This window comes from Marinococcus sp. LNHM3E3-2.2, from assembly GCF_056034385.1.
Window position 1 is genome coordinate 272,075 of record NZ_JBQLIC010000003.1, and the last position, 22,926, is coordinate 295,000.

Annotated in this window: 22 protein-coding genes; 12 read left to right on the forward strand and 10 right to left on the reverse strand. The window is 50.4% G+C overall.

Annotated features, from left to right (window positions below; genetic code table 11):
* Nucleotides 1-6: 6 nt before the first annotated feature.
* Together ACTRXF_RS06305 and trhA are read right to left on the reverse strand one after the other, a co-directional pair.
* Nucleotides 7-303 carry a hypothetical protein gene (locus ACTRXF_RS06305; RefSeq protein ID WP_474261096.1) on the reverse strand — a complete coding sequence of 99 codons (297 nt, stop codon included), beginning with the start codon at nucleotides 301-303 and terminating at the stop codon, nucleotides 7-9.
* Nucleotides 304-415: 112 nt separating this feature from the next.
* Nucleotides 416-1,063 (reverse strand): PAQR family membrane homeostasis protein TrhA, encoded by a 648-nt coding sequence (gene trhA, locus ACTRXF_RS06310; protein ID WP_474261097.1) that lies wholly within the window; start codon nucleotides 1,061-1,063, stop codon nucleotides 416-418.
* 160 nt (nucleotides 1,064-1,223) lie between these two features.
* Between trhA and ACTRXF_RS06315 the strand changes: the two genes are divergently transcribed.
* On the forward strand, nucleotides 1,224-2,240 hold the full coding sequence (locus ACTRXF_RS06315; RefSeq protein WP_474261098.1) for a zinc-binding alcohol dehydrogenase family protein: 1,017 nt from the start codon (nucleotides 1,224-1,226) through the stop codon (nucleotides 2,238-2,240).
* Between the two features lie 48 nt (nucleotides 2,241-2,288).
* Here the strand turns inward: ACTRXF_RS06315 and ACTRXF_RS06320 are convergent, their stop codons facing one another.
* Nucleotides 2,289-3,878, reverse strand: a complete 1,590-nt coding sequence (locus ACTRXF_RS06320; protein WP_474278384.1) for a solute:sodium symporter family transporter — start codon at nucleotides 3,876-3,878, stop codon at nucleotides 2,289-2,291.
* A gap of 341 nt (nucleotides 3,879-4,219) precedes the next feature.
* Here ACTRXF_RS06320 and ACTRXF_RS06325 point away from each other — a divergent pair, with 341 nt between their 5' ends.
* Nucleotides 4,220-5,437: an MFS transporter gene (locus ACTRXF_RS06325; protein ID WP_474261099.1), complete on the forward strand. Its 1,218-nt coding sequence runs from the start codon at nucleotides 4,220-4,222 to the stop codon at nucleotides 5,435-5,437.
* A 50-nt stretch (nucleotides 5,438-5,487) separates the two neighbouring features.
* On the opposite strand, the gene ACTRXF_RS06330 is transcribed toward ACTRXF_RS06325, so the two are convergent.
* The gene (locus ACTRXF_RS06330; protein ID WP_474261100.1) at nucleotides 5,488-6,486 is read right to left on the reverse strand and encodes an LLM class flavin-dependent oxidoreductase; all 999 of its coding nucleotides are present in this window, start codon (nucleotides 6,484-6,486) and stop codon (nucleotides 5,488-5,490) included.
* A gap of 94 nt (nucleotides 6,487-6,580) precedes the next feature.
* Between ACTRXF_RS06330 and ACTRXF_RS06335 the strand changes: the two genes are divergently transcribed.
* On the forward strand, nucleotides 6,581-7,477 hold the full coding sequence (locus tag ACTRXF_RS06335) for a hypothetical protein (RefSeq protein WP_474261101.1): 897 nt from the start codon (nucleotides 6,581-6,583) through the stop codon (nucleotides 7,475-7,477).
* Between the two features lie 9 nt (nucleotides 7,478-7,486).
* Here ACTRXF_RS06335 and ACTRXF_RS06340 read toward each other — a convergent pair whose 3' ends face one another.
* A complete protein-coding gene (locus ACTRXF_RS06340) occupies nucleotides 7,487-8,026 on the reverse strand; it encodes a GbsR/MarR family transcriptional regulator (protein WP_474261102.1) in 540 nt (179 codons plus the stop codon).
* A 257-nt stretch (nucleotides 8,027-8,283) separates the two neighbouring features.
* Between ACTRXF_RS06340 and ACTRXF_RS06345 the strand changes: the two genes are divergently transcribed.
* From ACTRXF_RS06345 to ACTRXF_RS06355, 3 genes are read left to right on the forward strand one after another with little or no spacing between them, the layout of a single operon-like run.
* Entirely contained in the window at nucleotides 8,284-9,480 is a 1,197-nt protein-coding gene (locus ACTRXF_RS06345; RefSeq protein ID WP_474261103.1) for a quaternary amine ABC transporter ATP-binding protein, read from the forward strand.
* Nucleotides 9,473-10,312: an ABC transporter permease gene (locus tag ACTRXF_RS06350; RefSeq protein ID WP_474261104.1), complete on the forward strand. Its 840-nt coding sequence runs from the start codon at nucleotides 9,473-9,475 to the stop codon at nucleotides 10,310-10,312. The genes ACTRXF_RS06345 and ACTRXF_RS06350 overlap by 8 nt, the downstream gene beginning before the upstream one ends.
* A 59-nt stretch (nucleotides 10,313-10,371) precedes the next feature.
* A complete protein-coding gene (locus tag ACTRXF_RS06355) occupies nucleotides 10,372-11,322 on the forward strand; it encodes a glycine betaine ABC transporter substrate-binding protein (protein WP_474261105.1) in 951 nt (316 codons plus the stop codon).
* A 256-nt stretch (nucleotides 11,323-11,578) separates the two neighbouring features.
* Here ACTRXF_RS06355 and ACTRXF_RS06360 read toward each other — a convergent pair whose 3' ends face one another.
* Nucleotides 11,579-11,818: a DUF362 domain-containing protein gene (locus tag ACTRXF_RS06360; RefSeq protein WP_022793374.1), complete on the reverse strand. Its 240-nt coding sequence runs from the start codon at nucleotides 11,816-11,818 to the stop codon at nucleotides 11,579-11,581.
* Between the two features lie 226 nt (nucleotides 11,819-12,044).
* Between ACTRXF_RS06360 and ACTRXF_RS06365 the strand changes: the two genes are divergently transcribed.
* Both ACTRXF_RS06365 and ACTRXF_RS06370 read left to right on the forward strand, forming a co-directional pair.
* Nucleotides 12,045-13,823, forward strand: coding sequence for an SLC13 family permease (locus ACTRXF_RS06365; RefSeq protein WP_474261106.1), 1,779 nt, complete (start codon nucleotides 12,045-12,047; stop codon nucleotides 13,821-13,823).
* A 62-nt stretch (nucleotides 13,824-13,885) separates the two neighbouring features.
* On the forward strand, nucleotides 13,886-14,401 hold the full coding sequence (locus ACTRXF_RS06370) for a VanZ family protein (protein ID WP_474261107.1): 516 nt from the start codon (nucleotides 13,886-13,888) through the stop codon (nucleotides 14,399-14,401).
* An 80-nt stretch (nucleotides 14,402-14,481) separates the two neighbouring features.
* On the opposite strand, the gene ACTRXF_RS06375 is transcribed toward ACTRXF_RS06370, so the two are convergent.
* Nucleotides 14,482-14,868, reverse strand: coding sequence for a single-stranded DNA-binding protein (locus tag ACTRXF_RS06375; protein WP_474261108.1), 387 nt, complete (start codon nucleotides 14,866-14,868; stop codon nucleotides 14,482-14,484).
* Nucleotides 14,869-14,886: 18 nt separating this feature from the next.
* On the reverse strand, nucleotides 14,887-15,453 hold the full coding sequence (locus ACTRXF_RS06380; RefSeq protein WP_474261109.1) for a transposase: 567 nt from the start codon (nucleotides 15,451-15,453) through the stop codon (nucleotides 14,887-14,889).
* Nucleotides 15,454-15,798: 345 nt separating this feature from the next.
* Here ACTRXF_RS06380 and galU point away from each other — a divergent pair, with 345 nt between their 5' ends.
* Nucleotides 15,799-16,686, forward strand: coding sequence for a UTP--glucose-1-phosphate uridylyltransferase GalU (gene galU, locus ACTRXF_RS06385; RefSeq protein WP_474261110.1), 888 nt, complete (start codon nucleotides 15,799-15,801; stop codon nucleotides 16,684-16,686).
* Between the two features lie 81 nt (nucleotides 16,687-16,767).
* On the opposite strand, the gene ACTRXF_RS06390 is transcribed toward galU, so the two are convergent.
* Nucleotides 16,768-17,703 (reverse strand): accessory Sec system S-layer assembly protein, encoded by a 936-nt coding sequence (locus tag ACTRXF_RS06390; RefSeq protein ID WP_474261111.1) that lies wholly within the window; start codon nucleotides 17,701-17,703, stop codon nucleotides 16,768-16,770.
* Nucleotides 17,704-17,923: 220 nt separating this feature from the next.
* Between ACTRXF_RS06390 and ACTRXF_RS06395 the strand changes: the two genes are divergently transcribed.
* From ACTRXF_RS06395 to ACTRXF_RS06405, 3 genes are all read left to right on the forward strand, one after another.
* Nucleotides 17,924-19,039, forward strand: coding sequence for a CAP domain-containing protein (locus tag ACTRXF_RS06395; RefSeq protein WP_474278290.1), 1,116 nt, complete (start codon nucleotides 17,924-17,926; stop codon nucleotides 19,037-19,039).
* 7 nt (nucleotides 19,040-19,046) lie between these two features.
* Nucleotides 19,047-19,925, forward strand: coding sequence for a ribokinase (gene rbsK, locus ACTRXF_RS06400; protein ID WP_474261113.1), 879 nt, complete (start codon nucleotides 19,047-19,049; stop codon nucleotides 19,923-19,925).
* Nucleotides 19,926-20,060: 135 nt separating this feature from the next.
* Complete coding sequence (locus tag ACTRXF_RS06405; RefSeq protein WP_474261114.1) at nucleotides 20,061-21,362, forward strand: UDP-glucose dehydrogenase family protein; 1,302 nt, start codon at nucleotides 20,061-20,063, stop codon at nucleotides 21,360-21,362.
* Nucleotides 21,363-21,428: 66 nt separating this feature from the next.
* Here ACTRXF_RS06405 and ACTRXF_RS06410 read toward each other — a convergent pair whose 3' ends face one another.
* Nucleotides 21,429-22,748 carry an LCP family protein gene (locus tag ACTRXF_RS06410; protein WP_474261115.1) on the reverse strand — a complete coding sequence of 440 codons (1,320 nt, stop codon included), beginning with the start codon at nucleotides 22,746-22,748 and terminating at the stop codon, nucleotides 21,429-21,431.
* Nucleotides 22,749-22,926: the final 178 nt, after the last annotated feature.

The window sequence follows — 22,926 nt, forward strand, 5'->3', positions numbered from 1 at the left end:
ATTGCTTCAGAGGGAAACAAGCCTTGAAATAATATATAAAAACAGTAAAAACAAAAGAAACAGGGCGATGCTTCCGGCAATCAAAGAATAGAGGAAGCGTTTTTTATTTTTCTCTTCGGTATAAACGATGAAATACCGCAAGCCTGCGACCGTGAGGCCAACCGGGATGATTAAAACGAGCGGATGGGTGATATAGGTAAGAAGCTCGCTGGAGGTAAAAAACAGCCTGGTCGTCAGCAGCACAGCATAGACAGCCAGAACAGCGAGAGCGTAATTGATATAGGTGTGCGCACGTGTCGGCAAGCAAAAACATCCTTTGTATATATTTACTTTTATTCTTATCACAAACCGAGGTCTTTGTTAACGGGCAATGTAAAAAAAGCCGTGCTCCCTGAAAAGCACGGGCTTTCGTCTGCTATAAAGGGATAACGTAGAAAAACACGGCAGAGAAATGGGCGGCAGAGCCGGCGAGAACAAAAAAGTGCCAGACGGCGTGATGGTAGGGAAAGCTTCGCCACATGTAAAAAATAGTGCCGGCGGTGTACAATACGCCTCCAATAACGAGCAGCACGAGGCCGCCGTAGGGCAGAGCGCTCACAAGCGCCGGCCAGGCGATAATAATGATCCACCCCATGCCGATGTAAAAAACGGTCGACAGAATACGGAACCGTTTGGTGAAGAAGGCTTTAAAAATAATCCCGATGGCGGCAATGCCCCAAACGATGCTGAATAAGACCCAGCTTAAGGTACCGTCGATTGCGTGAAACAAAAAAGGTGTGTACGTGCCTGCGATAAACAGGTAGATGGCAGAGTGGTCAAACACTTCAAACAAATCCTTGAGTCTGCCCGGCGGAAAGCTGTGAAGCAGGGTGGAGCATATGTAGGAGATAAGCATGGATGTGCCGAAAATAGAAACGCTTACCACATGGAGGGCTGAAGCGTTCATGGAAGCGAAAACGATCATAATAATAAGCGCAGCAGCGCTCAGCAGAGCACCGATGCCGTGCGTGACTGCGTTAGCGAATTCTTCCCTTTTAGTAAACGTGTGGGTTTGGTCCTGCATACGCCGCCTTCTTTCATTAAGAATAGTTTCATCATTATAAATCATTTTCTGCAGAGTTTCGAACAGGTATAAATAGCTGCGGATTTGTTTGCCGGATGGAAGGGGGCGGGTATGAGAAATCAGAATGGCTTTAACCAAGTGAGGAAAGAAGGGTCCATTAATGAAAGCAATAGGTTTTAAAAAACACCTTCCCATTGAAGAACAAGCAAGCTTTGAAATGTTTGACGTGGCAAAATCAGAACCGAAGGGCCGGGATCTGCTTGTGCGTGTCCAGGCGGTTTCCGTAAATCCGGTGGATACAAAAATCCGCGGAGGAAATGAAGGAGCGGAAGAAGGAGAGCCGCAGATTCTCGGCTTTGACGCAGCCGGTGTCGTAGAATCGGTGGGCGAAGAGGCGTCGCTGTTTCAGCCCGGCGATGAAGTGTATTACGCCGGAAGTAATCAGCGGTCCGGCTCGAACCAGGAGTATCACCTGGTAGATGAGCGGATAGTGGGAAGACGGCCTGCGCAGCTTTCGGTGGCCGAAAGTGCCGCCATGCCTTTAACTGCTATTACTGCGTACGAAGCGCTGTTCGACCGGATCGGAATTGTACCGGAACGGGACCGCGGAGCGTCTGTACTCGTGTTAAACGGCGCGGGCGGCGTCGGCTCCATTGCGATTCAGCTCGCCAAATGGGCCGGTCTTAATGTAGTCGCTACTGCTTCACGTGAAGAAACAACGTCCTGGTGCGAACAGATGGGGGCAGACAAAGTGATTAACCATCACCAGCCTCTGTTCAAACAGCTCCAGGAGGCAGGATATGACGGCGTCGACTATATTCTCTGCTTCACCGATACGGCCCAGCACTGGTCAGGGATGGCAGAGTGCATTCGTCCGCAGGGAACCATTTGTTCCATTGTGGAAACAGAGGAGCCGCTTCCGCTGACCGACCTGCAGGCAAAAAGTGCCGCCTTCATGTGGGAGTTTATGTTTACGCGGCCGATGTACCAGACGGAGGATATGATCCGGCAGCACGTAATTCTGGGTGAACTGGCTGATCTTTTTGATCAGGGAACAATCAAGCCGACGCTCACCAAAACGCTGACCCCGCTGAATGCCGGCCAGATGAAAGAAGCACATCGACGGGTGGAGTCGGGTAAAACGATTGGTAAAATTGTCCTTGAAAAATGGGAGTAAACGAAAGTGCACCGCAGCCACTCCGGCCGCGGTGCACTTTTTTTGAGGTTAGGAAGCGACTCCTAGAGGAGAGAAGATTACATAAAGAATGCCGATGCCGATAATCAGGCCGGCCGCTGCCGGCTTGGCATATTTCCACGGCACCATGTCCACCGGTGCTTCGTTTTTGAATTCGAAAGGCTTATCCATCGGCTTGAGTTTCCCTGCAACGAGCATCACAATGACGCTGAGCGGAAACAGCACACTCAATACATAAAGGAAGTTGAGCTCTCCGATAAAGATTTTGCTTGCGCCGTACAAAATGATGTGTACCGGTACAGCCACCTTTGCAGCAAACGGTGATACATTTTTTGTATAAAAGCCGACGACCATAATGGCAAGCACCGGAATATTAAAGAAACCAAACATTTCCTGCAGGTAATTGTATAACCCTGACGGTGCAAACAAAATAAAGGGAGAAATAAAGATGGAGACAATAGCGACGATCATGGCAAACCGCTGCCCGGAACGAACGAGGGCTGCTTCATCGGCATCCGGGTGAAACAACGGTTTATATAAATCAAGCGTAAACAGCGTAATAACGCTGTTGATGCCTCCGTTAAATGAACTCAGGACAGCGCCGAACAAAATAGCTGCGAACACACCGGTCAGTACCGGCGGCAGCAGGTCAGTCACGAGCGTCGGATAGGCGGCGTCTCCATTCGCGAGGCTGCTGCCGTACAGATGATAGGCGATGACGCCAGGAAGTACGAGGTAAAAGGCACCGAACAATTTAAATAGGGCAGTAATCATGACACCCTTCTGACCTTCTTTTAAATTACGTGCCGCAAGCGGGCGCTGGACGATGGCCTGATTAATACAAAAGTAAAAAAGATTGTTAAATAAAAGCCCCATAAATATTGTAGGCCACGGCACCTGGGCGTCGTTGCTGCCGTCGATGGCGTTTAATTTGTCAGTATGCTCCGAGGTGAGCGTCCCAACCCCGTTAAACATATTGCCATTGCCGAGTGCCATGAGTCCGAATACGAGAATAAGAATACCACCGGCAATTAGTCCGACGCCGTACAGTGAATCAGCGGAAGCGATAGCCTTCAGGCCGCCGAATACAATATAAAGCATGCCGACAAGTCCGATGCCGGCAGAAACGATTAAGACGGTGAAAAACTGGCTCGTGCCAAGCACATCCGAAATATCAAATATTTGATCAAGCACGAGGGAGCCGGAATACAGCACGGTCGGCAGAAACGAGGAGGCAAACCCGAGCAGCATAAGTAATGAAACGATCTGCCTTGTCCGCTGATCATAGCGCTTTTCAAGAAACTCGGTAACGGTAGTTACGCCCGCCCGTAAGTATTTAGGTAAAAACATAAATGCCATAAAAATGAGCGCCACTGGTGTAGTAACCTCCCAGGCCATCGAAGCCATCGAGCCGGTGTACGTCTGCCCGCTAAGTCCAACGAGCTGCTCGGTGGAGAGATTGGCAAGCAGGGTGGATGAGCCAATGGTAAGTGCCATCAGACTGCGGCCGCCGAGAAAATATCCCTCCTGACTCTGCATATTAATGTTTTTCGTCCGGTAGGCGGCGTAGCCGGCAATGGCAATAGTAATAAGTATGAATGTAAAAAGTGAAAACATGATGTCCCTTCTTTCCTGCTGTATGAGTTTATCGAAACGTTTTGAATAGTACGCACGAAAAAAGGTTTACCCCTGCGAAATTCCGCGCAAACCCCTGATAACAGCGAATTGTATAAAAAGCATCATAACGATGGATACATAAAATAAATAAAAATATTGATAAAAAGGAAATGATAACCCTTACATGATAAAAATAAAAAAATCAACAGAAAAAATGTGACGATTTTGTGTCGTAAGCGTTTTACAGTCTAGACGTATAAAAGCCCAGCCTATAGAATAAGAAATCGTTGTGAGATAAAACAGAGTGAAAAATTAATTAACTAATGTATCAAGGAGGGATAACAATGATCGTACGCAATGGCCAAACGTTCCGCCCAATGGTGATGATTGCCATGTTTATGATTTCTACGTTCGCTATCGGAACTACTGAATACGTCGCCATGGGGATTTTGTCGAATGTCTCTGACTCCTTTGGCATCACGATTTCTGCCGCGGGTCTGATTGTCAGCATGTACGCGCTCGGCGTCGCCGTGCTCTCGCCAATTGCTATATCTCTTCTGGTGAAGTTTCCAAGGAAGTATGTATTAATTGGGTTAATGCTTTTGTTTATCGGATCCAGCGTTGCCAGCGCCCTGGCGCCAAATTACACGGTGCTGCTGTGGGCACGCGTCTTTTCTGCATTGATGCACGGTCCGTTCTTTGCCATTGCGATGGTTATGGCAAGCGAAGTTGTCCCTCCGTCGAAAAAGTCCGGCGCGGTGGCTGCCATTAACGGCGGCCTGACGATTTCCTTAATGATCGGCGTACCGTTCGGTGCATATATCGGAGATTTATTTGACTGGCGCATAGTGTTTGCCGGTATTGTCGGACTCGGCGTGATCAGCCTGCTTGGAATTATCTTTTTCGTGCCGAATATGAATGCTGAAGAACCAACGTCCATGAGAAAAGAGCTTGGCGTATTCAAAAGAAAACAGGTGTTGTTTGCACTCGCTATTACAGTATTCGGCTATTCAGGTGTTTTTACCGCCTACACGTATATTGAGCCCCTGCTTCAGGATATAACAGGCTTTGGTCCGGCAGGTATAACGCTTTCCCTATTTTTATTCGGGGTCGGAGGCGTTCTGGGTAACATGCTTTCGGGGCGTTTGAATGCAGAATCCCTGTTGAAGCCACTGATGGTCGTGATGGCTTCACTGACCGTGATTCTGTCGACGCTCACCTTAACGAGTACCATCCCATGGCTAGCCCCGGTATCGGTGCTTCTGCTGGGGATGGGAGCCTTTGGTACAGTACCGATTCTGCAGACAACGGTTATCCGGGCAGCAGAAGGGGCGCCTTCGATCGCAAGCGCGTCCGCGGTCTCTGCCTTTAACCTGGCGAACGCCTTTGGCGCCTGGGTTGGCGGTGTGGTCATCAGTCTCGGTCTCAGCCTGCCGATGATCGGGATGGCCGGCGCTGTCATTACGCTGTTAGGTCTGATGCTTTCGTGGCTCTCCTTCCGCTCCAGCGAAAAAGAATTCCAGGAAAGCAGCCAGGGAGTACCGGCAGCAGATTCTTACTAGGAAAACAAAAAATCCGCACGCTCGGAAAATGAGCGTGCGGATTTTTTCGTTTAAAGGTTGGCGGCAATATCGGCGGCGTATTGGAAGGATTTCTTTTTTGCTTCAAAATCATAAATGTTGGTAATACCCATCAGTTCATCGAGCCCGAGCTTATCCCGCAGTTCACGCAGCTGTTTCTGCACGGTGGCCGGGGAACCGATAACAGCCCGGCGCCGGTTCTCCCGCACTTTTTCCTGTTCTTCCTGCGTCCAGGCAGCAGGATTTACGCTTGCCGGAGCAGGGACTTTTGTATTTGTGCCCTTTTCGACATTTAAAAGCCACTGGTCCTGGCTCAGCGCCAGGCGGTCAGCCTCTTCATCGGTAGCCGCACAGACGATAAATACACAGGCGGCGGCGACCGGCCGGGGCTGCCGGTCGCTTGGTACAAAGGAGGCATGGTATTTACGGACCGCCTCGACGCCCTGATCCGGGCTGATAAACTGGCCGAACATGAAGCCGGCGCTTTGTTTGCCGGCATCCCGGGCGCCGCGTTCGGACAAACCGAGTACCCAGGTTTCCGGCAGGGAGCTGCTCATCGGAGAGGCTTTGATCGACGCATAGGGGTGGTCACCGGGAAGAGAGCGGTCAATAAACCCCTGGACCTCCTGAAGAAGGCGGGGAAAGGCGGACATGCTCTTTTTATTTCCATCCGTCAGAGCTTCCCGGATCGTATTACCCCCGCCGGGAGATCTTCCGATGCCAAGGTCGATCCGGCCCGGAAATAAAGCTTCAAGCACTTTAAAGTTTTCGGCTACTTTGTACGGACTGTACTGTGGGAGCAGGACGCCTCCCGAGCCAATGCGGATGCTTGTGGTGACGCTTGCGAGATGTGACATCAGAATTTCCGGCGAAGAGCCGGCCAAACCGCTGGTGCTGTGGTGCTCGGCTACCCAAAAGCGGTGAAATCCCCAATTCTCCGCCATTTGAACGAGCTCGCGGGTGTGTTCGAAGGCTTTTTCGGGGGTCTCGCCTTCTGCAATCGGTGATTGATCAAGAATACTGATATTCATCTGCGTTCCTCCAGCTAAACAGAATGCTTTTCTATGCTAGTCCAGTGTAAAAGAAAAACGAAAAAATCTACAGTAAATGAAATGGGGAAGACCAATGAACACAGAATTGACCCGTCGTTGGATTCAACAGGTATACGGTATAGAAGCAGCCTCGCCCGGACAGCAAGGAACCAGATGCTGGAGTGTAAGTGATAAAGAAGGATTAGTGTGGGAGCTTGTGACCGGTGACCTTGCGCTTCCGGAAAAAGATACGGTCCGGTGGCTTGAAGCTGACAACGATATCAGCATCAAAAAGACAAGAGAGGGAAAAAAACTGGCAGATGCCGGGGAGGCAGGCTGGGCCTATATGTATCAGAAGAAGCCGGATAGCCGTGGCCACGCTGGTAAGGAAGAGGCAAATTACCGGGAGCTTGGCGCCTGTCTGGCAGAAAAGCACCGCAGCTGGCACGAGAAACTGCCGCTAAACGATAAAGACAGCGTTTGGATGGCGGAGCAAACTTTAAAGACAGAATACCAGCAGATGGAACTGCTGCTTCCAAAAGGCCAGATGATGATCCGCCGAAGCATCGATGGGCTGTTTCCCGTGGTCGAACGTGCAGCCCTTCAGTTGGAGGACACAGGTTTTGTTTTCAGAGAAATAAATAGGGAGCAAAATGCAGGGGGAGAGGGTTTGTCCCCGGGAGCGATGCCGGGAGTTCATGTAAGCTTATATGATCTTGCTGCGCTGCTGCGGGACATTCTGCTTTCCTTTTCCGGTGAACAGGACTATCAGCCCTTTGCCCGGATGGTTTTTAATGAACTGCTCGCCGGCTATGACAGTGTAAGGAGCATACCACTTTCTTCACTGCAGCAGTTTGCGAATATTCTGGAATGGCACGACCTGTATCAGTACGCCCTCCTCTGGCAAAAAGATGCCATGGGGGAAAAGGCAGCAGTCAGAGTAAGGGAGCAGATCCGGCTTGAGCACCGGCTGCCGTTGCTGGAAATTTAAAAGCGTGAATTACTTTGGGGGAATCATCGCAAAAATTTCACCACTTTCAAAAATGCGTATTACTTCATCAAGCCATTCATAATAGCTCAGGGCGTAATTGATTTTTGCAAGATCGTGCTGAAGCTCTTCGATAAGGAGGGGATCCTCCGCTTCCTCTAAACAGGATTCAAATTCCTCTTTGGCACGGCGGGCTGCATTTTGGTTATTATCCGAGGCCTCCCGCCAGCGGTTGACAAAAACAGAGGTGAATGATTGATACCAGTCGTCGTTGGATTGGTACAAATCCTTGCGTACCCCTTTTTCCCATACCCGTTCGACCATACCTGCGTCCATGAGGGCCCGTATACCGGTGCTCATACTCATTTTACTCATGCCCAGTGCCTCGCTCATATCATCGAGTGTCATTGGACGTTCGGTAAATAACATGGTGCCGTACAGGCGTCCGTTTGTATCGGAAACACCGTATAGGCCCATGTTCTGGGCAATCGTGGAAATGAACTGTTTTTTTGCTTCATCCAGCTTGTTCTGAATATGCTGCTTCTTTTCCATACGGGCCCCCCTTTTTGCATGTATGATTAAAGTTTAGCAAATGACTGTGAAATAAAAAAATTGAATATTCGGTCGTTAAGTCCTTTAATCAGCAGATAATGATAGATATAAGTATATAATGTATGTACAGTATATACTTTACGACTCAAACGGCCCTAAATGGCATGATAAAAGTTTTGTAACTTTTAGCCTAATAATATATAGTAAAAGAGTGATAATAAATTTAGACAGAGACAAAGTAAACGGGGTGTGAAACGTTGGCGAAGATAGAAGTGGAAAACTTAACCAAGGTCTTCGGCAAACGCCCGAATCGTGCAATTAAACTGCTGGAACAGGGGAAATCGAAAGACGAAATCCTGGAAGAAACCGGCTGCACGGTTGGCGTGAACCGGACCAACTTTTCGGTGGAGGCCGGAGAAATATTTGTGATCATGGGACTTTCCGGGAGTGGAAAATCTACACTTGTGAGACTTCTGAACCGGTTAATTGATCCGACTGAAGGAAGCGTCTGGGTGGACGGTGACGATTTGGCCCGTATGGACGACAAAGGGCTGAGAGCGGTGCGCAGGGAAAAAATGAGCATGGTTTTCCAACAATTCGGACTATTTCCGTTCCGGACAATTCTCGACAATGTGGCATACGGCCTGGAAATTCAGGGACTCGAGGAGCAGGAAAAAAAGAAAAAAGCAGACGAAGCTCTGCAGCTGGTCGGGCTTGGCGGCTACGGCAACATGTATCCGGACGAGCTGTCCGGCGGGATGCAGCAGCGGGTCGGCCTGGCACGGGCACTCGCCGCAGACACGGATATTCTGCTGATGGATGAAGCCTTCTCGGCGCTTGATCCCCTGATCCGGAAGGAAATGCAGGATGAGCTGCTGGAGCTTCAGGACCGGATGAAAAAGACAATTGTGTTTATCACTCATGATTTGGACGAAGCGCTTCGGCTCGGGGACCGCATTTCGATTATGAAAGATGGACGAGTGGTTCAGATTGGTACACCGGAGGAAATTCTCCAGCATCCGGCGGATGATTACGTCGCCCAGTTCGTGGAAGACGTGGACCGCTCCAAGGTATTTACCGCCGAATCCGTCATGAAACGGCCCGAGACGCTCACGATCGATAAGGACGGGCCGAGAGCCGCGCTTCAGCGCATGAAAAAGGAAGGTATTTCGAGCCTGTATGTAACGAATAAAGACCGGACGCTGCTCGGTATTGTCCATGCCGATGAAGTATCGCGTCTGGTGGAGCAGGGATCGGAAGATATGCGAAGCATTCTGCATGAAGATGTGCCTACGGTACAAAGGGATACAGTAGTCAAGGAAATGATCGAGCTGCTTACATACAAAAACACACCAGTAGCCGTCGTTGATGAAGATAATAAGATTGTAGGCATAGTTGTAAGAGGCGCTGTCATGGCACTGCTTTCAGGTAAGGAGGTGTCAGCCGTTGAGTAACATTACACCGCTGCCGCTTGCTGCCTGGATTGATGCGTTTGTCGACTGGCTGACCCAGGCCGAATTTATTTTTGGGCCGCTCACCGATTTTATAGGCTATATTATCAGTGGATTTGAATGGTTTTTTGGCATCTTTCCGCCGTGGCTGCTGCTGATTATTATTGTTGGATTAACGTTCTGGTTTGCCGGCAGAAAAATCGGGCTTACCGTGTTTGTCCTGCTTGGGCTGCTGCTCATCTGGAACCTGGGCTACTGGGAGGACATGGTGCTGACGCTTGCGATTGTGCTGACCGCCGGAGTAATTTCCATTGTCATCGGGGTTCCGGTCGGCATCTGGATGTCCAGGAGTTCTGCAGTCGAGGGCACGATCAAGCCGGTGCTCGACTTTATGCAGACGATGCCCGCCTTTGTGTACCTGATCCCGGCAGTTGCCTTTTTCGGCATCGGGATGGTGCCGGGCGTCGTCGCCTCGGTCATCTTTGCGATGCCGCCGACGATCCGCTTTACGAATCTCGGGATCCGGCAGGTGCCGACCGAAATTATCGAAGCGTCGGAGGCCTTCGGATCGACAGGAAACCAGAAGCTGTTTAAGGTACAGCTGCCGATGGCGAAAACAACGATCATGGCCGGGATTAACCAGACGATCATGCTGGCGCTTTCGATGGTTGTTATTGCTTCGATGATCGGGGCAGACGGCCTTGGGACGGCGGTGTACTTTGCGGTCGGCCGGAACGATGTCGGCGGCGGCTTTGAAGCCGGCCTTGCGATCGTGATTGTAGCGATCATTCTGGACCGGCTGACGCAGGGCATTGGAGCAAGTAAACGAAAATAGGTATACCTCCTGGAACAGGGAGTATCCATACAATTAAGAACAAAAGGGGAGTAATTCACATGGAGAAATTATGGAAAAAAGCTGGTTTAGGCGCAGCCGGGATTTCAATGGCAGCAGTGATGACCGCCTGCGGTGGCGGAGGAGGCGGGGATTCAGAGGAATCCGGCGGCTCTGACGATTCCGGATCGAGTGAAGAATCCTCTTCCGGCGGCGGTTTTGGTGAAGAAGTAGACTACACGATTACCGGTATTGATGCCGGTGCTGGTATTATGTCTCAAAGTGAACAGGCTATCGAAGATTACGGCCTTAGCAACTGGAATCTGCAGTCGAGCTCCGGTGCGGCGATGACGAGCGCACTCGGCGACGCGATTGAAAATGAAGAGCCGATTATTGTTACCGGCTGGACTCCGCACTGGAAATTTGCGGAATATGATCTGAAGTATTTGGAAGACCCGGAAGGCTCCTTCGGTGACGGTGATGATATTCATACTGTTGTACGCCAGGGACTTGAAGAGGATATGCCGGGAGCATATCAGTTCCTTGATCAGTTCCAGTGGGAAGCAGAAAACATGGAAGAAATCATGGTAGAGATTCAGGATGGCACCGAGCCGGCTGAAGCTGCTGCTACATGGGTCGATGAAAACGAAGACATGGTATCTGAATGGACCGACGGCGTGGAAGAGGTCGACGGCGAAGCGATTGAACTCGTCTACGTGGCCTGGGACTCTGAAATTGCTTCCACTAACGTAGTCGGGGAAGTGCTTACCGATCTTGGCTACGACGTAACATTAACACAGCTTGAAGCTGGACCAATGTTTGCGGCTGTTGCTGACGGCGAAGCAGACGGCATGGTTGCCGGCTGGTTCCCGAACACGCACGCAAGCCAGATGGAAGAATACGGCGATGACTATGAAGACCTTGGTGCGAACCTTGAAGGCGCTATTACCGGCCTGGTCGTTCCGGAATACATGGACATTGAATCCATCGAAGACCTTGAAGCGGAAGAATAAGTATAATGATAAGCCGGAGCTCTCAGGAGCTTCGGTTTTATTTTTGTTTTTATACATACCAAATGCCCGCAGGCATCTGCCTGCGGGCATCAGGAAGTGGCACAATTATGAACCGGGCCAGCAGATATAACTGGCTTCAGATGGTCCAATAATCGAGGTATGGGGTGGGGTAGTAATGGTATACCCGTTTTCCCCCGATTTAATCTGCTTAATTGTAAAAATATAAAAATCCCGCTGATGGAAAGCGGGATTCGATTTATTCTGTACCGAAATATTGTTTTGCTTTTTCCAGATACGGTTCTGTTTCCGGTGTCAGTTCAGTATCCTCGATGATAGCTTCTACTGGACAGACAACTACACAGGCACCACAGTCGATACAGACGTCTGGATCAATATAAAATTGCTCTTTTCCTTCTTCAATACAGTCTACAGGACAAACATCCACGCATTCCCCTGCTTTTTCTTCTATACATGGCGATGTAATGACGAATGCCATTTTGGTTCACCTCTTTTCAAAGTATTTCAAGAGATTTATGATTACGCGCCGAAAAACTGTCTCTCCATTGAAGAAAGCCAGCGCCTAGTAAGAAACCTCTCTTTCTCTAGTGTAAAACATATAGTGTTCCTTTACAATTACCTGGCGATAAGTATAATAGGTTGTGAGTCTAAAATTGATTAAACATATTAAAATACTATGAATTATAAAAAAGGGAGGTGACGGCGTGTCCTGGGAGATTGTATGGGTGCTGATTATCGTATTGGCGATGATTGGTGCTCTGATGAAAGAAATAGCGCGGCCGGGTATTATTTTTTTATTCGTTCTTTCACTGCTGCTTATCACAGGGATTATTACACCACAACAGGGGCTGAAGGGGTTTGCCAACCAGGGCATGCTGACCGTGGGCCTTCTTTGTATTGTTGCAGGTGCTGTCCAGCAGACCGGCATCGTGGACCGGTTCGTTGAAGGAGTACTGAGTAAAGGCCGTACCCCTAGAGGATCGCTAATGAAAATGCTCGTGCCCTCGGCGCTTATGAGCGGTTTTCTGAACAATACGCCGATTGTAGCGACGTTTTCGCCGCTTGTGAAACGGTGGTGCGAAAAATATGATCTGGCGCCGTCCAAATTCCTGCTTCCCTTGTCCTACGCCACGATCATCGGGGGCACGATTACACTGATAGGAACGTCCACCAACCTTGTCGTGCACGGGCTCCTGCTGGAGCGGGGATACACGGGGTTTCATTTTTTTCAGCTCGCTTTAATCGGCATACCTGCAACAATTGCTGTGACCATCTTTATTTTAACGATTGGCATAAAGATTCTGCCGGACCGGAAGCCGCCGCTGTTTTACCAGAAGGAGGGCCGCCGGAAATACATGCTCAAGCTAGAAATCACACCTGATTATAAGCATCTCGGAGATACGCTGAAACGGGCGGGTTTTATTAATGATCCGTCTCTGCAGCTGCTGGCTTTACTGCCAAAAGGGGAAGCGGAAAGCAGGGAGGCCGGCGAACACCACATTCTTGAATCGGGTGACTGTCTGATGGTATACGGAGACCTGGCGCAGATAGCGGTGCTCGAAAATACGGATGGACTTGATATTAGAACGGAAACGAGTGAGAAAAAAACAGCTGAAGAGCCGAATGATCGCAAGCTGATGGAAGTAATGGTAACCCACTACTCCAACATTCTATTTACAAAGCTAAAGGACATTTTCTTTGACCAGCGATTTGATGCTGCGATTATCGGCATTCATCGTTATGATGAGAGCTATTCGTCCGAAATGAAAGAAATGGTGGTAAAGCCGGGGGACACACTACTCCTGCTGGCTGGGCCGGAATTTGAACAAAAAACGAGCGCCCACAATGACTTTCACGTACTGAAAAACAGCGTGAATCCTTTTTTGAAGGGGCCGAGGTGGAAGAGCTGGCTGCCGCTCGTCATGATGATGCTGATGGTGGGGCTCGCTGCCCTGCAGATCATTCCTATTTTCTATGCAGCGCTGATCGCCGTCGCCGGACTGCTCCTGACAGGATCGCTTTCGCTGATGGATGCCCACCGGTATCTTCCATATGAAGTGCTGATCGTCATTGCTGCTGCCTTTGGACTCGGAGAAGCGATGATGAGTACGGGGGCGGCTCCGCTTCTCGCAGAACGGATGATTGACTGGTTTATGCCGTTTGGGGTGCTCGGAGTTTTTACAGCCCTCTATGTTCTGACAAATGTGTTTACCGAAGTGGTGACCAACAATGCGGCGGCCATCGTGATGCTGCCGGTGGCACTGGAAACAGCGGATATTTTGTCTGTTTCTCCGCTGGCAGCTGCGGTAATTGTCGCAATTGCAGCGTCCGCGAGCTTTATTACGCCGATTGGCTACCAGACGAATCTGTTTGTGTATACGCAGGGCGGCTACCGGTTCACGGATTTCATGAAAATCGGTGCGCCGGTGAGTCTGATTGTTATGGTTATTACCATCAGTATTACATGGACAGTATGGGGTTAAAAGCTGGAAAAGCGCCATAAGGTTTTTTATACTGAAAATAAAGAAGAAAGAAGGTAAGCACCTTGGATATACGTGCAGAAAGTCTGTCCGCGCATAAATGGCTGTTTGCACTGCCGCTTGCAGGTGCTGTACTAACTATTCTCATTTCAACTTCCATGCCATATCAGCAGCAGGACATTCGTCCGTGGCTCGAGCACATCCCGTTTGAGCGGCTGCAGCCGTATGTATCCGTACCGTCCTTTTCCTATGGAGGAGAGCCGGTGAGTGTAGCTGCCTCCGGCGTGGAAGGCTATGTGGAATTTTTCATCCGCAAGGCAAGCCACGTGTTTATGTTCACCGCTATATTTCTGGCGGCTCTGCTCGCAGTTTACCCGTACCGCCTGCCGTTTTGGGGAAAGCTCGCCGGGGCGTACGGGTTTGTATTGATGTTTGCCATGCTTGACGAGTTCCGGCAGCACTTCAGCCCGGACAGGCACGGCATGTGGCAGGATGTTGCTCTCGACATGGCCGGAGTGTCCGCTGCGGCAGTGATTGTTGTTTTGTGCTGGCTATGGAGATACGGATCGCGCTTTATGTAAAAAGTCCCCTGCAGAGGAGTGCGGGGGACTTTGTTTATGAAAGAGGGGGTAACGCGGGGGATAAAGCAAGGGGAGAACTGCTACATACCGGCGGGAAAAGGCTCAGTGCTTAAGCCGATGCTTTCCGGCGGTGCGTCAGAAGCGCCTGACTGCAGCTTTAAAAACCGCACGTCTTCAGCGTTTACTTCAACCACCTGCACGCGTTTATTGTCCTTGTTGTCGTACAGACGTGTATTAATTCTTCCTTTCACACCGACCATAGCGCCTTTGTGGCAGTATTCGCACGTCGTTTCCGCCTGGCGCCGCCATACGGTAACAGGCACGAAATCGGCGTCGTATTCCCCTTCCTGGTTGCGAAAGGACCGCTGAACAGCAAGGGTGAAGTTGCATACCGGGGTCCCGTCCTTCGTATAGGTTAATTCGGGATCGCGGGTGAATCTGCCGACAAGCGTCACCTGGTTAAACATGTAATCACTCCTGAATAGTTAGTGGGTCTGGGTTACAGACGTGTGGTATAAAAATTGGTGAAAGTATTCATGTCTTGGAGAAGGAAAAAAGGCAAGAGTGCGTTCGAGGGATAAAAAGGGATGCCTCGGGGCATACTCGGGCTGGGGCGCAAGGTAGTCCCGTGCGCTGCACCACCGGTATGATCCGGGGTAGGGATGATCCAGCTTCTCAGAAGGAAGCAGGTGTATCCGGCGGCTCTGTTCAAAAAAGGAGGTTTCATCAGGGAGAAGTTCGGAATGGTAACGAGACTGAAAAACGGGGCCTCCGGTGTCATAATGGCGCCGGTAGTGCATGGCATAGGACGCATGCAGCTCCCGCATAATTGTGGAGATGGAGACGTACGTGGATTCGGCCAGCAGATGAATGCTGTCCGGAAGCAGACAGTAGGCATGAAGATCGAGCTTCGTAGTATTGATTACTTTGGCTAATAAGTATACGTATTGTTTATAGTCTTTTTCGTCGGGAAATAAAGTGCGGTTGGAAGCCCCAGCTGCAGTAATGTAATAGACGGTGCCAGGAAACCAAAGGCGTTCTTCCCGGGGCACGGGCATACACCTCTTTCGTTAAAAATTTGTAGGGAGTATTTCACCAAGAGGAGGGGGTTGGTGAAAATAAGGCCGCAGACAGGACCTTGGGAGCAGAAAAAAACGCGGTTGCGCCTCCTTTCGTGTTAGAATATAACTACTATACCATATATTCCAACAAAAGGAAGAAGCAGAATGTGACAACACTTTGGGAGCCCTGCCCTGCTTTTGGAAAATTCAAGCAGTATGATTTTATCCCATGTATTTGTATTTCCCATTCGATATGGTATGTTGAATACAGCTTAATTTGTCTTATATTTAACATGCGTGCAGGGCACGCAGCACAGTTATCAAGGAGGAAAAAAGATGAAAGTACGTAAAGCTATTATCCCGGCCGCAGGGCTTGGAACGCGTTTTCTTCCGGCGACAAAGGCGCAGCCGAAGGAAATGCTTCCGATCGTGGACAAACCCACTATTCAATACATAGTAGAAGAAGCGATTGCTGCCGGCATTGAAGACATTATTATTGTAAGCGGCCGCGGCAAACGCGCGATCGAGGACCACTTCGACGTTTCCTACGAGCTCGAGCAGACGCTTGAAAAGAAAAACAAAACGAAGCAGCTCGAGGAGGTCCAGCAGATCTCCAATATGGCAAATATTCACTACATCCGTCAGAAAGAGCCGAAGGGCCTCGGCCATGCCATCTGGTGCGCCCACCGTTTTATCGGGGACGAGCCGTTTGCTGTACTTCTTGGGGATGATATTGTGCATTCGGACGAGCCGTGCATGAAGCAGCTGACAGACGTGTTTGATAAATACCAGAGCTCGGTTGTCGGTGTCCAGCAGGTGCCGGACCAGGACGTTTCCAAATACGGCATCATTGATCCGAAAAGCGAGGAAGAAGCCGGCGTGCATAAAGTCCAGGGCTTAAAGGAAAAGCCGGATCTTGCAGATGCTCCGTCCAACTATGCGGTAATGGGACGCTACGTTCTGACACCGGAAATTTTCGACATTCTCGAAACGCTGCCGCCAGGATCCGGCAATGAGATCCAGCTGACGGATGCCATTACGAAGCTGAATGAAAGCCAGGACGTGCTGGCTTATGAATTTGACGGTGTGCGCTACGATGTTGGCGATAAGTTCGGCTTTGTTAAAGCGACGATCGACTTTGCGCTCGACCGGGAAGATCTGCGTGAGCCGCTTGAGGATTACCTGCAGAACAATATTCTGCAAACCGAAACGGATAAAAAGTAGTCATTGTAGAGAGAAAAGCCGCCGGGCAACTGCCACGGCGGCTTTTTTGCGTAAAAAAAGAGCCCGGTTTGGGCTCCTTCGTTACGCGTTGTCTTCATTCTGTTTCTTTTTAATCGGATATGCTCTCCATTTGGAAAGATCAATTTCCTCTTTTTTCAGAAGACGATGCGGAAAAACAAACGTCCATGGCCGGCTTGAGAACGGCTGCACGGCAAAATCGTCGAGCTTAAATCCGCCCCGGGCAATGACCTCTTCGTGCGCATCCTCCACCTGCAGCGGCACGTTGTCGAGCTTGAGCTCATTGTTGCCTCCGTTGCGGATGAGAAGCGTTACATGCAGGTCACCGTTTTCCGACTGCACGGCGCGCATCCCCATGAAGTTGACCTCACCGGGACGCGGCGGCTTCATGTCACGGATCATGTCCTTCAGCTTGTCCACCTGCTGGTCGCTGAGCGCACTTTTCCAGCTGTCGGCAAGGTCAAGATGGTGCTCGCGCTTTGGTTTTTCCACGTGAAAGCCGATTTTCCATCCGTCTTTAGGAAGTTCCTGCTGAAGCTGTTCCTTAGGCGCGAAATAAAAGTTCCACGGCCGGGCGCTTCTTGGCGGGATATCGCCGACACCGCTTAAATCCACTTTCTTTTTCGCGATTACCTGGTTGTCATTACTCATCAGAAGCACCGTGGACTGCTTCAAACGGATGGCTTTTTCTGCGCCGTTGCGGATAAAGGCGGTGACAAGCATCAGTCCATTTTCATCCCGCTGTGCGCTTATGCCCGATAGAGCGACCTGCCCGGGTTTTAGCCGGGGTGCTTCCCCGTTTAAAAAGCGCAGGTAGTATTCATCCTCTTCCGGAATTTCGGCGTCCGGATGCAGGCTGAGAGTCGTTTCTACGGTCCGTCCGCTGTCATCATGTGCTTCGTCTATGGTTTCCTCATCCGCCGGGGTTTGGTCTGCCAGTTCTTCTGGTTTAACAGCGTCACCCTGGGACGATTGCTTTTTTTTACCGAATAAAGCCATACTTTTTCACCCTTTTATAAATGTCATAGTTATAAAGTTTGTTATATACATGCACCGGCGTTAAAGATAGTCTGTACGTCCTTATAGTATATCATTCTGCCGAAGGACTTTTAAGGGGAATATCCAAATGCAAGTTAATATTCCCACGGGCCTTTTTCCTGTACAATTAAAATATACGAGTAAAACAAACAATAAATGAGCAAATAGAGGAGTTATGCACATGAAGAGTCTGGTTGGTACGGCGGTGTTGTTGGCTCTGTTGGCAGCGTTCGTAGTTTACAGCCCGGCGGATTCTCCCTGGAGCGGGGTTAAAGACCGTCTCGAGGAAGCAGGCGGCACGACATACGAAGGAACGGAGACGCAGGGCGAACGAATGGCCCTGTTTTTATCCAATCTGCTCGGGGAAAACCTGCAGGCGGATGAAACGAGCGGAGGCGCTCCAGAGGCTGGCACTGTAGAAACGGAAGTGCCTGAAGGAACAGGGGACTGGGAGGTTGCAGGCGTGAGTCTTGGAGACAGTCTTGAAGAAGTGGAAACGGCACGCGGGGAAGCGAAGGACGTGCAGGCCGGCAGCTATTCGTTCGACTGGCATATTTATTACGACGATGATTATGAACAGTACGCCCAGTACGGGATTGAAGACGGACGTGTAGTGGCGCTTTATTCCAACCAGCAGACGTGGCAGGACAGTGAAGGAAACGGCTGGGGCACCGGGCGCAATGTGATTCAAGATACGTACGGTGAATCGATGGAGACGGTAACCCGCGGAAACATCCGCACGGAAACGGATGAACAGCAGCAGGGCGTTTACGAAGTGGAGGAAGGCTTTGCGACCTTTTTCTATGATGTCCATGAAGAAAACAGGGTGAATGCTCTGCTGCTGGTGGATAAAGAGGTGGAAAGAAACTCGTCGTTCTATACCGAAGAGTCCGAAGAAGTACGGGAGTCGTATGAACGGCTTGTATGGCATTTAACCAATGCGCAGCGTGTGCAGCTCGGCCGGGATACGCTCGCCTACAATGAGCCGGTGGCAGCTGTTGCAAGGGCGCACAGTGAAAACATGGCTGAAAATCAGTTTTTCGATCACGTGAATCCGGAAGGCCAGTCGCCGTTTGACCGCCTCGAAAGTGACGGCATCCGCTACGTCCAGGCTGCCGAAAATATCGCCTCCGGGCAGCGGGCGCCGCTGTATGCCACGGCCGGATGGATGAATTCGTATGAAGGGCACCGCGAAGCGATGCTTGGCAATTACGATGGTCTTGGTGTCGGCGTGGCATTCGACGACGAAAACCGTCCGTTTTATACGCAGAATTTTGTTAGTCCAAGCAGGGAGTGATAGATGAATGCCAGCAAATATAGTGGTTGTTGGAAGCATTAACATGGATCTGGTCACCACAGCGGAACGTATGCCTTCCCGGGGAGAAACGATCCTCGGGGAAGGCTTTCATACATATTTTGGCGGGAAAGGGGCCAATCAGGCAGTGGCCGCTGCCCGCCTCGGTGCCCGGGTATCAATGATCGGAGCGGTTGGAAGCGATGCTTTCGGCACAGAATATTTGGAGCATTTACACGCAGAAGGCATCAATACAGACCATGTCCGCACGCGTCCAGACCTTGCGAGCGGTGTGGCTGTAATTATTGTATCTGAAGGAGACAACTGCATTATTGTGACCCCGGGGGCGAACGCCACGGTCAGCCCTGATGATATTGAAGAAAGCCGGTCGCTTCTGAGAGAGGCAGACGCAGTGCTCGTACAGCTTGAAATTCCAGCGCCGTCGGTGGAGAAGGTGCTTCAAACCGCTGAGGAGGAGCAGACGCCGGTTATTTTAAACCCGGCGCCCATGCAGCCGCTGTCCCCGGCGTATTGGGGTAAAGCCTCCTATCTGACACCAAACGAGCAGGAGTTTGAACAACTGCGGGAGGCGTACCCGGCGATTGCCGACCGCCGTGAAAATGTAGTGATCACGAAGGGGGCAGCGGGAGCATCGATTATCCGGGCAGATGGCCGCGAGGCCGTCATTCCAGTGCGGACGGCGGACGTGCGGGACACCACAGGGGCAGGTGACACCTTTAATGGAGCGTTTGCGACAGCAGTGGCAGAAGGGATGCCGCTTGAAGAGGCCTGCCGGTTTGCCAATGCCGCCTCAGCGCTTTCTGTCGAAAAGGAAGGAGCCCAGACCGGCATGCCGGTGCGTTCGCAGATCGAAGATCGGGACCTTTAATATGTATGCAGAAGTGAATGTAGAATAAATGGCAAAATATGATACAATAAAATTTGGCAATAACGCTTAAACCATAAGCGGTCATTCATGCGTATAAAAGAACGAAAATACATAAATTAAAGGTTGGGAAGATGTATGAAGCTAACAGTAGTAGGTACCGGCTATGTGGGCCTTGTATCAGGCACAAGCTTTGCAGAACTTGGCAATGAGGTAATCTGTGTGGATAAAATTCCGGAGAAGGTGGACCGGCTGAACAATGGCGAGATCCCGATTTATGAACCGGGGCTTAAAGAACTGGTGGACTCAAACCGGGCAGCCGGACGCCTGCAGTTTACAACAGAACTGAAGCCTGCCGTACAGGCATCAGATGTGGTGGTTATTGCTGTCGGCACGCCCGAATCAGAAACAGGAGCAGCGAACATGTCCTACGTGTACGGCGTGGCGGACGAAATCGGGGAAGCGGTGGATGATGATAAATTCCGCGTCGTAGTGAATAAATCGACGGTACCGGTAGGAACTGCAGACCGCGTGCGCAGACTGATTGCAGACAAAAATCCGGATGCGCAGATCGAAGTATGCTCGGTGCCGGAATTTCTCCGGGAAGGATCAGCTGTGAAGGACACATTCAATCCTGACCGTGTCATTATCGGCACAAATTCCGACAAAGCAGCGGGCATTTTAACTGAGCTGCACCAGCCGCTTACAGACAACATCGTCGTGACAGATCCGCGCAGCTCCGAAATGATCAAATACGCCTCCAATGCCTTTCTTGCCACGAAGATCTCTTTTGTGAACGAAGTGGCAAACATCTGCGATTACTACGGTGCAGATATCAATGCGGTTACACGCGGAATGGGGATGGACAACCGGATCGGTCCGAAGTTTTTGAACGCGGGGATCGGCTACGGCGGCTCCTGCTTCCCGAAGGATGTTAAAGCGATCAAGCACCTGGCAGAGGTCAAAGGCTACTATCCGCAGCTGCTGCAGGCCGTCAATGACGTGAACGAAAAGCAGAGCCTGCGCATGGTGGATCACCTGAATGTGATTTTTAACGAAGACATTCGCAATATTACGGTGGCGCTTCTCGGACTGGCGTTCAAGCCGAACACAGACGATATGCGGGAAGCCCCGTCGCTGAAAATCATCCGTTCGCTCCAGGAATACGGTGTGAAGGTGCGTGCCTTTGACCCGGTAGCAGAGGACAATGCCAAGCAGCTGCTCGAGGGAGACATTTATTTCGCAGAAAGCGCGCTGGATGCCTGCGAAGGCGCAGACGCGGCGATGCTTGTGACAGAGTGGGATGAATGCCTTCAGGTCACGCCGGAGAAATTAAAAAGCATTATGAACAAGCCGGTCATGATTGACGGCAGAAATGCATTTGAAGCCAGGGAATTTAAAGAAGCCGGCTTTATTTATCACGGCATCGGCCGGAAATAGTTATAGAAAAGCCCGGAAGGAGCATCTTCTCCTTCCGGGCTTTTTTTATGCTGAAAAACTTGTGGTTTAAGGTGTTGGTTCCTCGTAGCTTTCCTCTTCGGCTGGCGCTTCTTCGTATGACTCCTCTTCAGCCGGTACTTCTTCTTCCGTAGCAGGCTCCTCGTAGGACTCCTCAGCCGGCGCCTCTTCTTCTGTTGCCGGCTCTTCGTAGGATTCTTCCACCGGAGCTTCTTCCTCTGTCGCTGGCGCTTCTTCATACGATTCTTCCTCTGCAGGCACTTCCTCCTCTGCCGCAGGTTCTTCGTAGGATTCCTCAGCCGGTGCCTCTTCTTCAGCCGCAGGCTCCTCATCGGGTTCCTCAGCCGGAGCTTCTTCAACAGCAGGAGCTTCATTGTTCACCTGTGTGCCCGGGAGTGCCAGCGGTTCTTCAGAAGCCGGAAGGTCGAGCTGCTTGCGCAGGTTGTTGGAAGTTTCGAGCGTTTCCTCCGGGTCCAGCTGGTAGTAATAAATGCCATTGATCGTTGTATCTGACCCCCGCAGCTGGCTAGAGTCAATTTCGTTTAACGAATCGGCGTACTGCTGCAGAGCGATCATGTTGCCGAATGTGAAGTTGGTGCTGACATTTTCACTGACGCTGTCAAATACATCATCGTAGTTATCGATGGATTCGATGGAGCCGGCTTTTTTGATCAGGCTTTCAAGCACTTCCTGCTGACGTTCGCCGCGTCCAAGATCGCCCCGTGGGTCTTCTTTTCTCATCCGCACGTATTTCAGCGCTTCTTCGCCGTTGAGCGTTGCCGGCCCTTCTTCAAACTCTGTTCCTTCCTCCGTGAAATCAAATGGCACGTCAACGTCGACACCGTTAAGGTCGTTGATAATGTCGGTAAAAGCAGCGAAATCTGATTTTACATAATAGTCGATTGGGATGTTCAGTGTATTTTCTACGGACTGGACGGCCAGGTCGGTGCCGCCGTAAGCATTGGCGTGTGCGATTTTGTCTTCGCCGTTTCCTTCAATATTTACGAGCGAATCTCTTGGAATACTCACAAGCTTTACTTTTTTGGAGTCCTTGTTGAATGTACCGACGACCATTGCGTCAGAGCGTCCATCCATGGATCCATTTTCACGGTCATCCACTCCAAGGAATAAAACCGAGAAGCTGTCCTCTGAGGGATCAACGGCCTGGTCCCGGAGATCCGATTTTTCGCCGCGTTCGAGCTCTTCCTCTGTATCAGCGGACACGCTGTTCAACTGCTGGAGAAAGTAGGCAGAAGCTCCTCCGGCAAGCAGAAGAAAAAGCAATGCCACGATGGCTGTGGTTTTCCAGATGAAGGATTTCTTTCTTCTTTTACGAAGATTCCTCCGTTGAGACGTTGAGCTTGGCATGTCGGCACTTCTCCTTTAGATTGTATAATGATCTTAGTACAGAAAACGGCAGAAAACGTCTGCAGATACGCTATTATATAAAAATCAGCTGAAATGGGAGCATTTTGAAAAATATTGTATTCTTTCATTGTATCCGAGGCAGAAACGATAGTAAACAAAATAAACACCCGGTACGAAA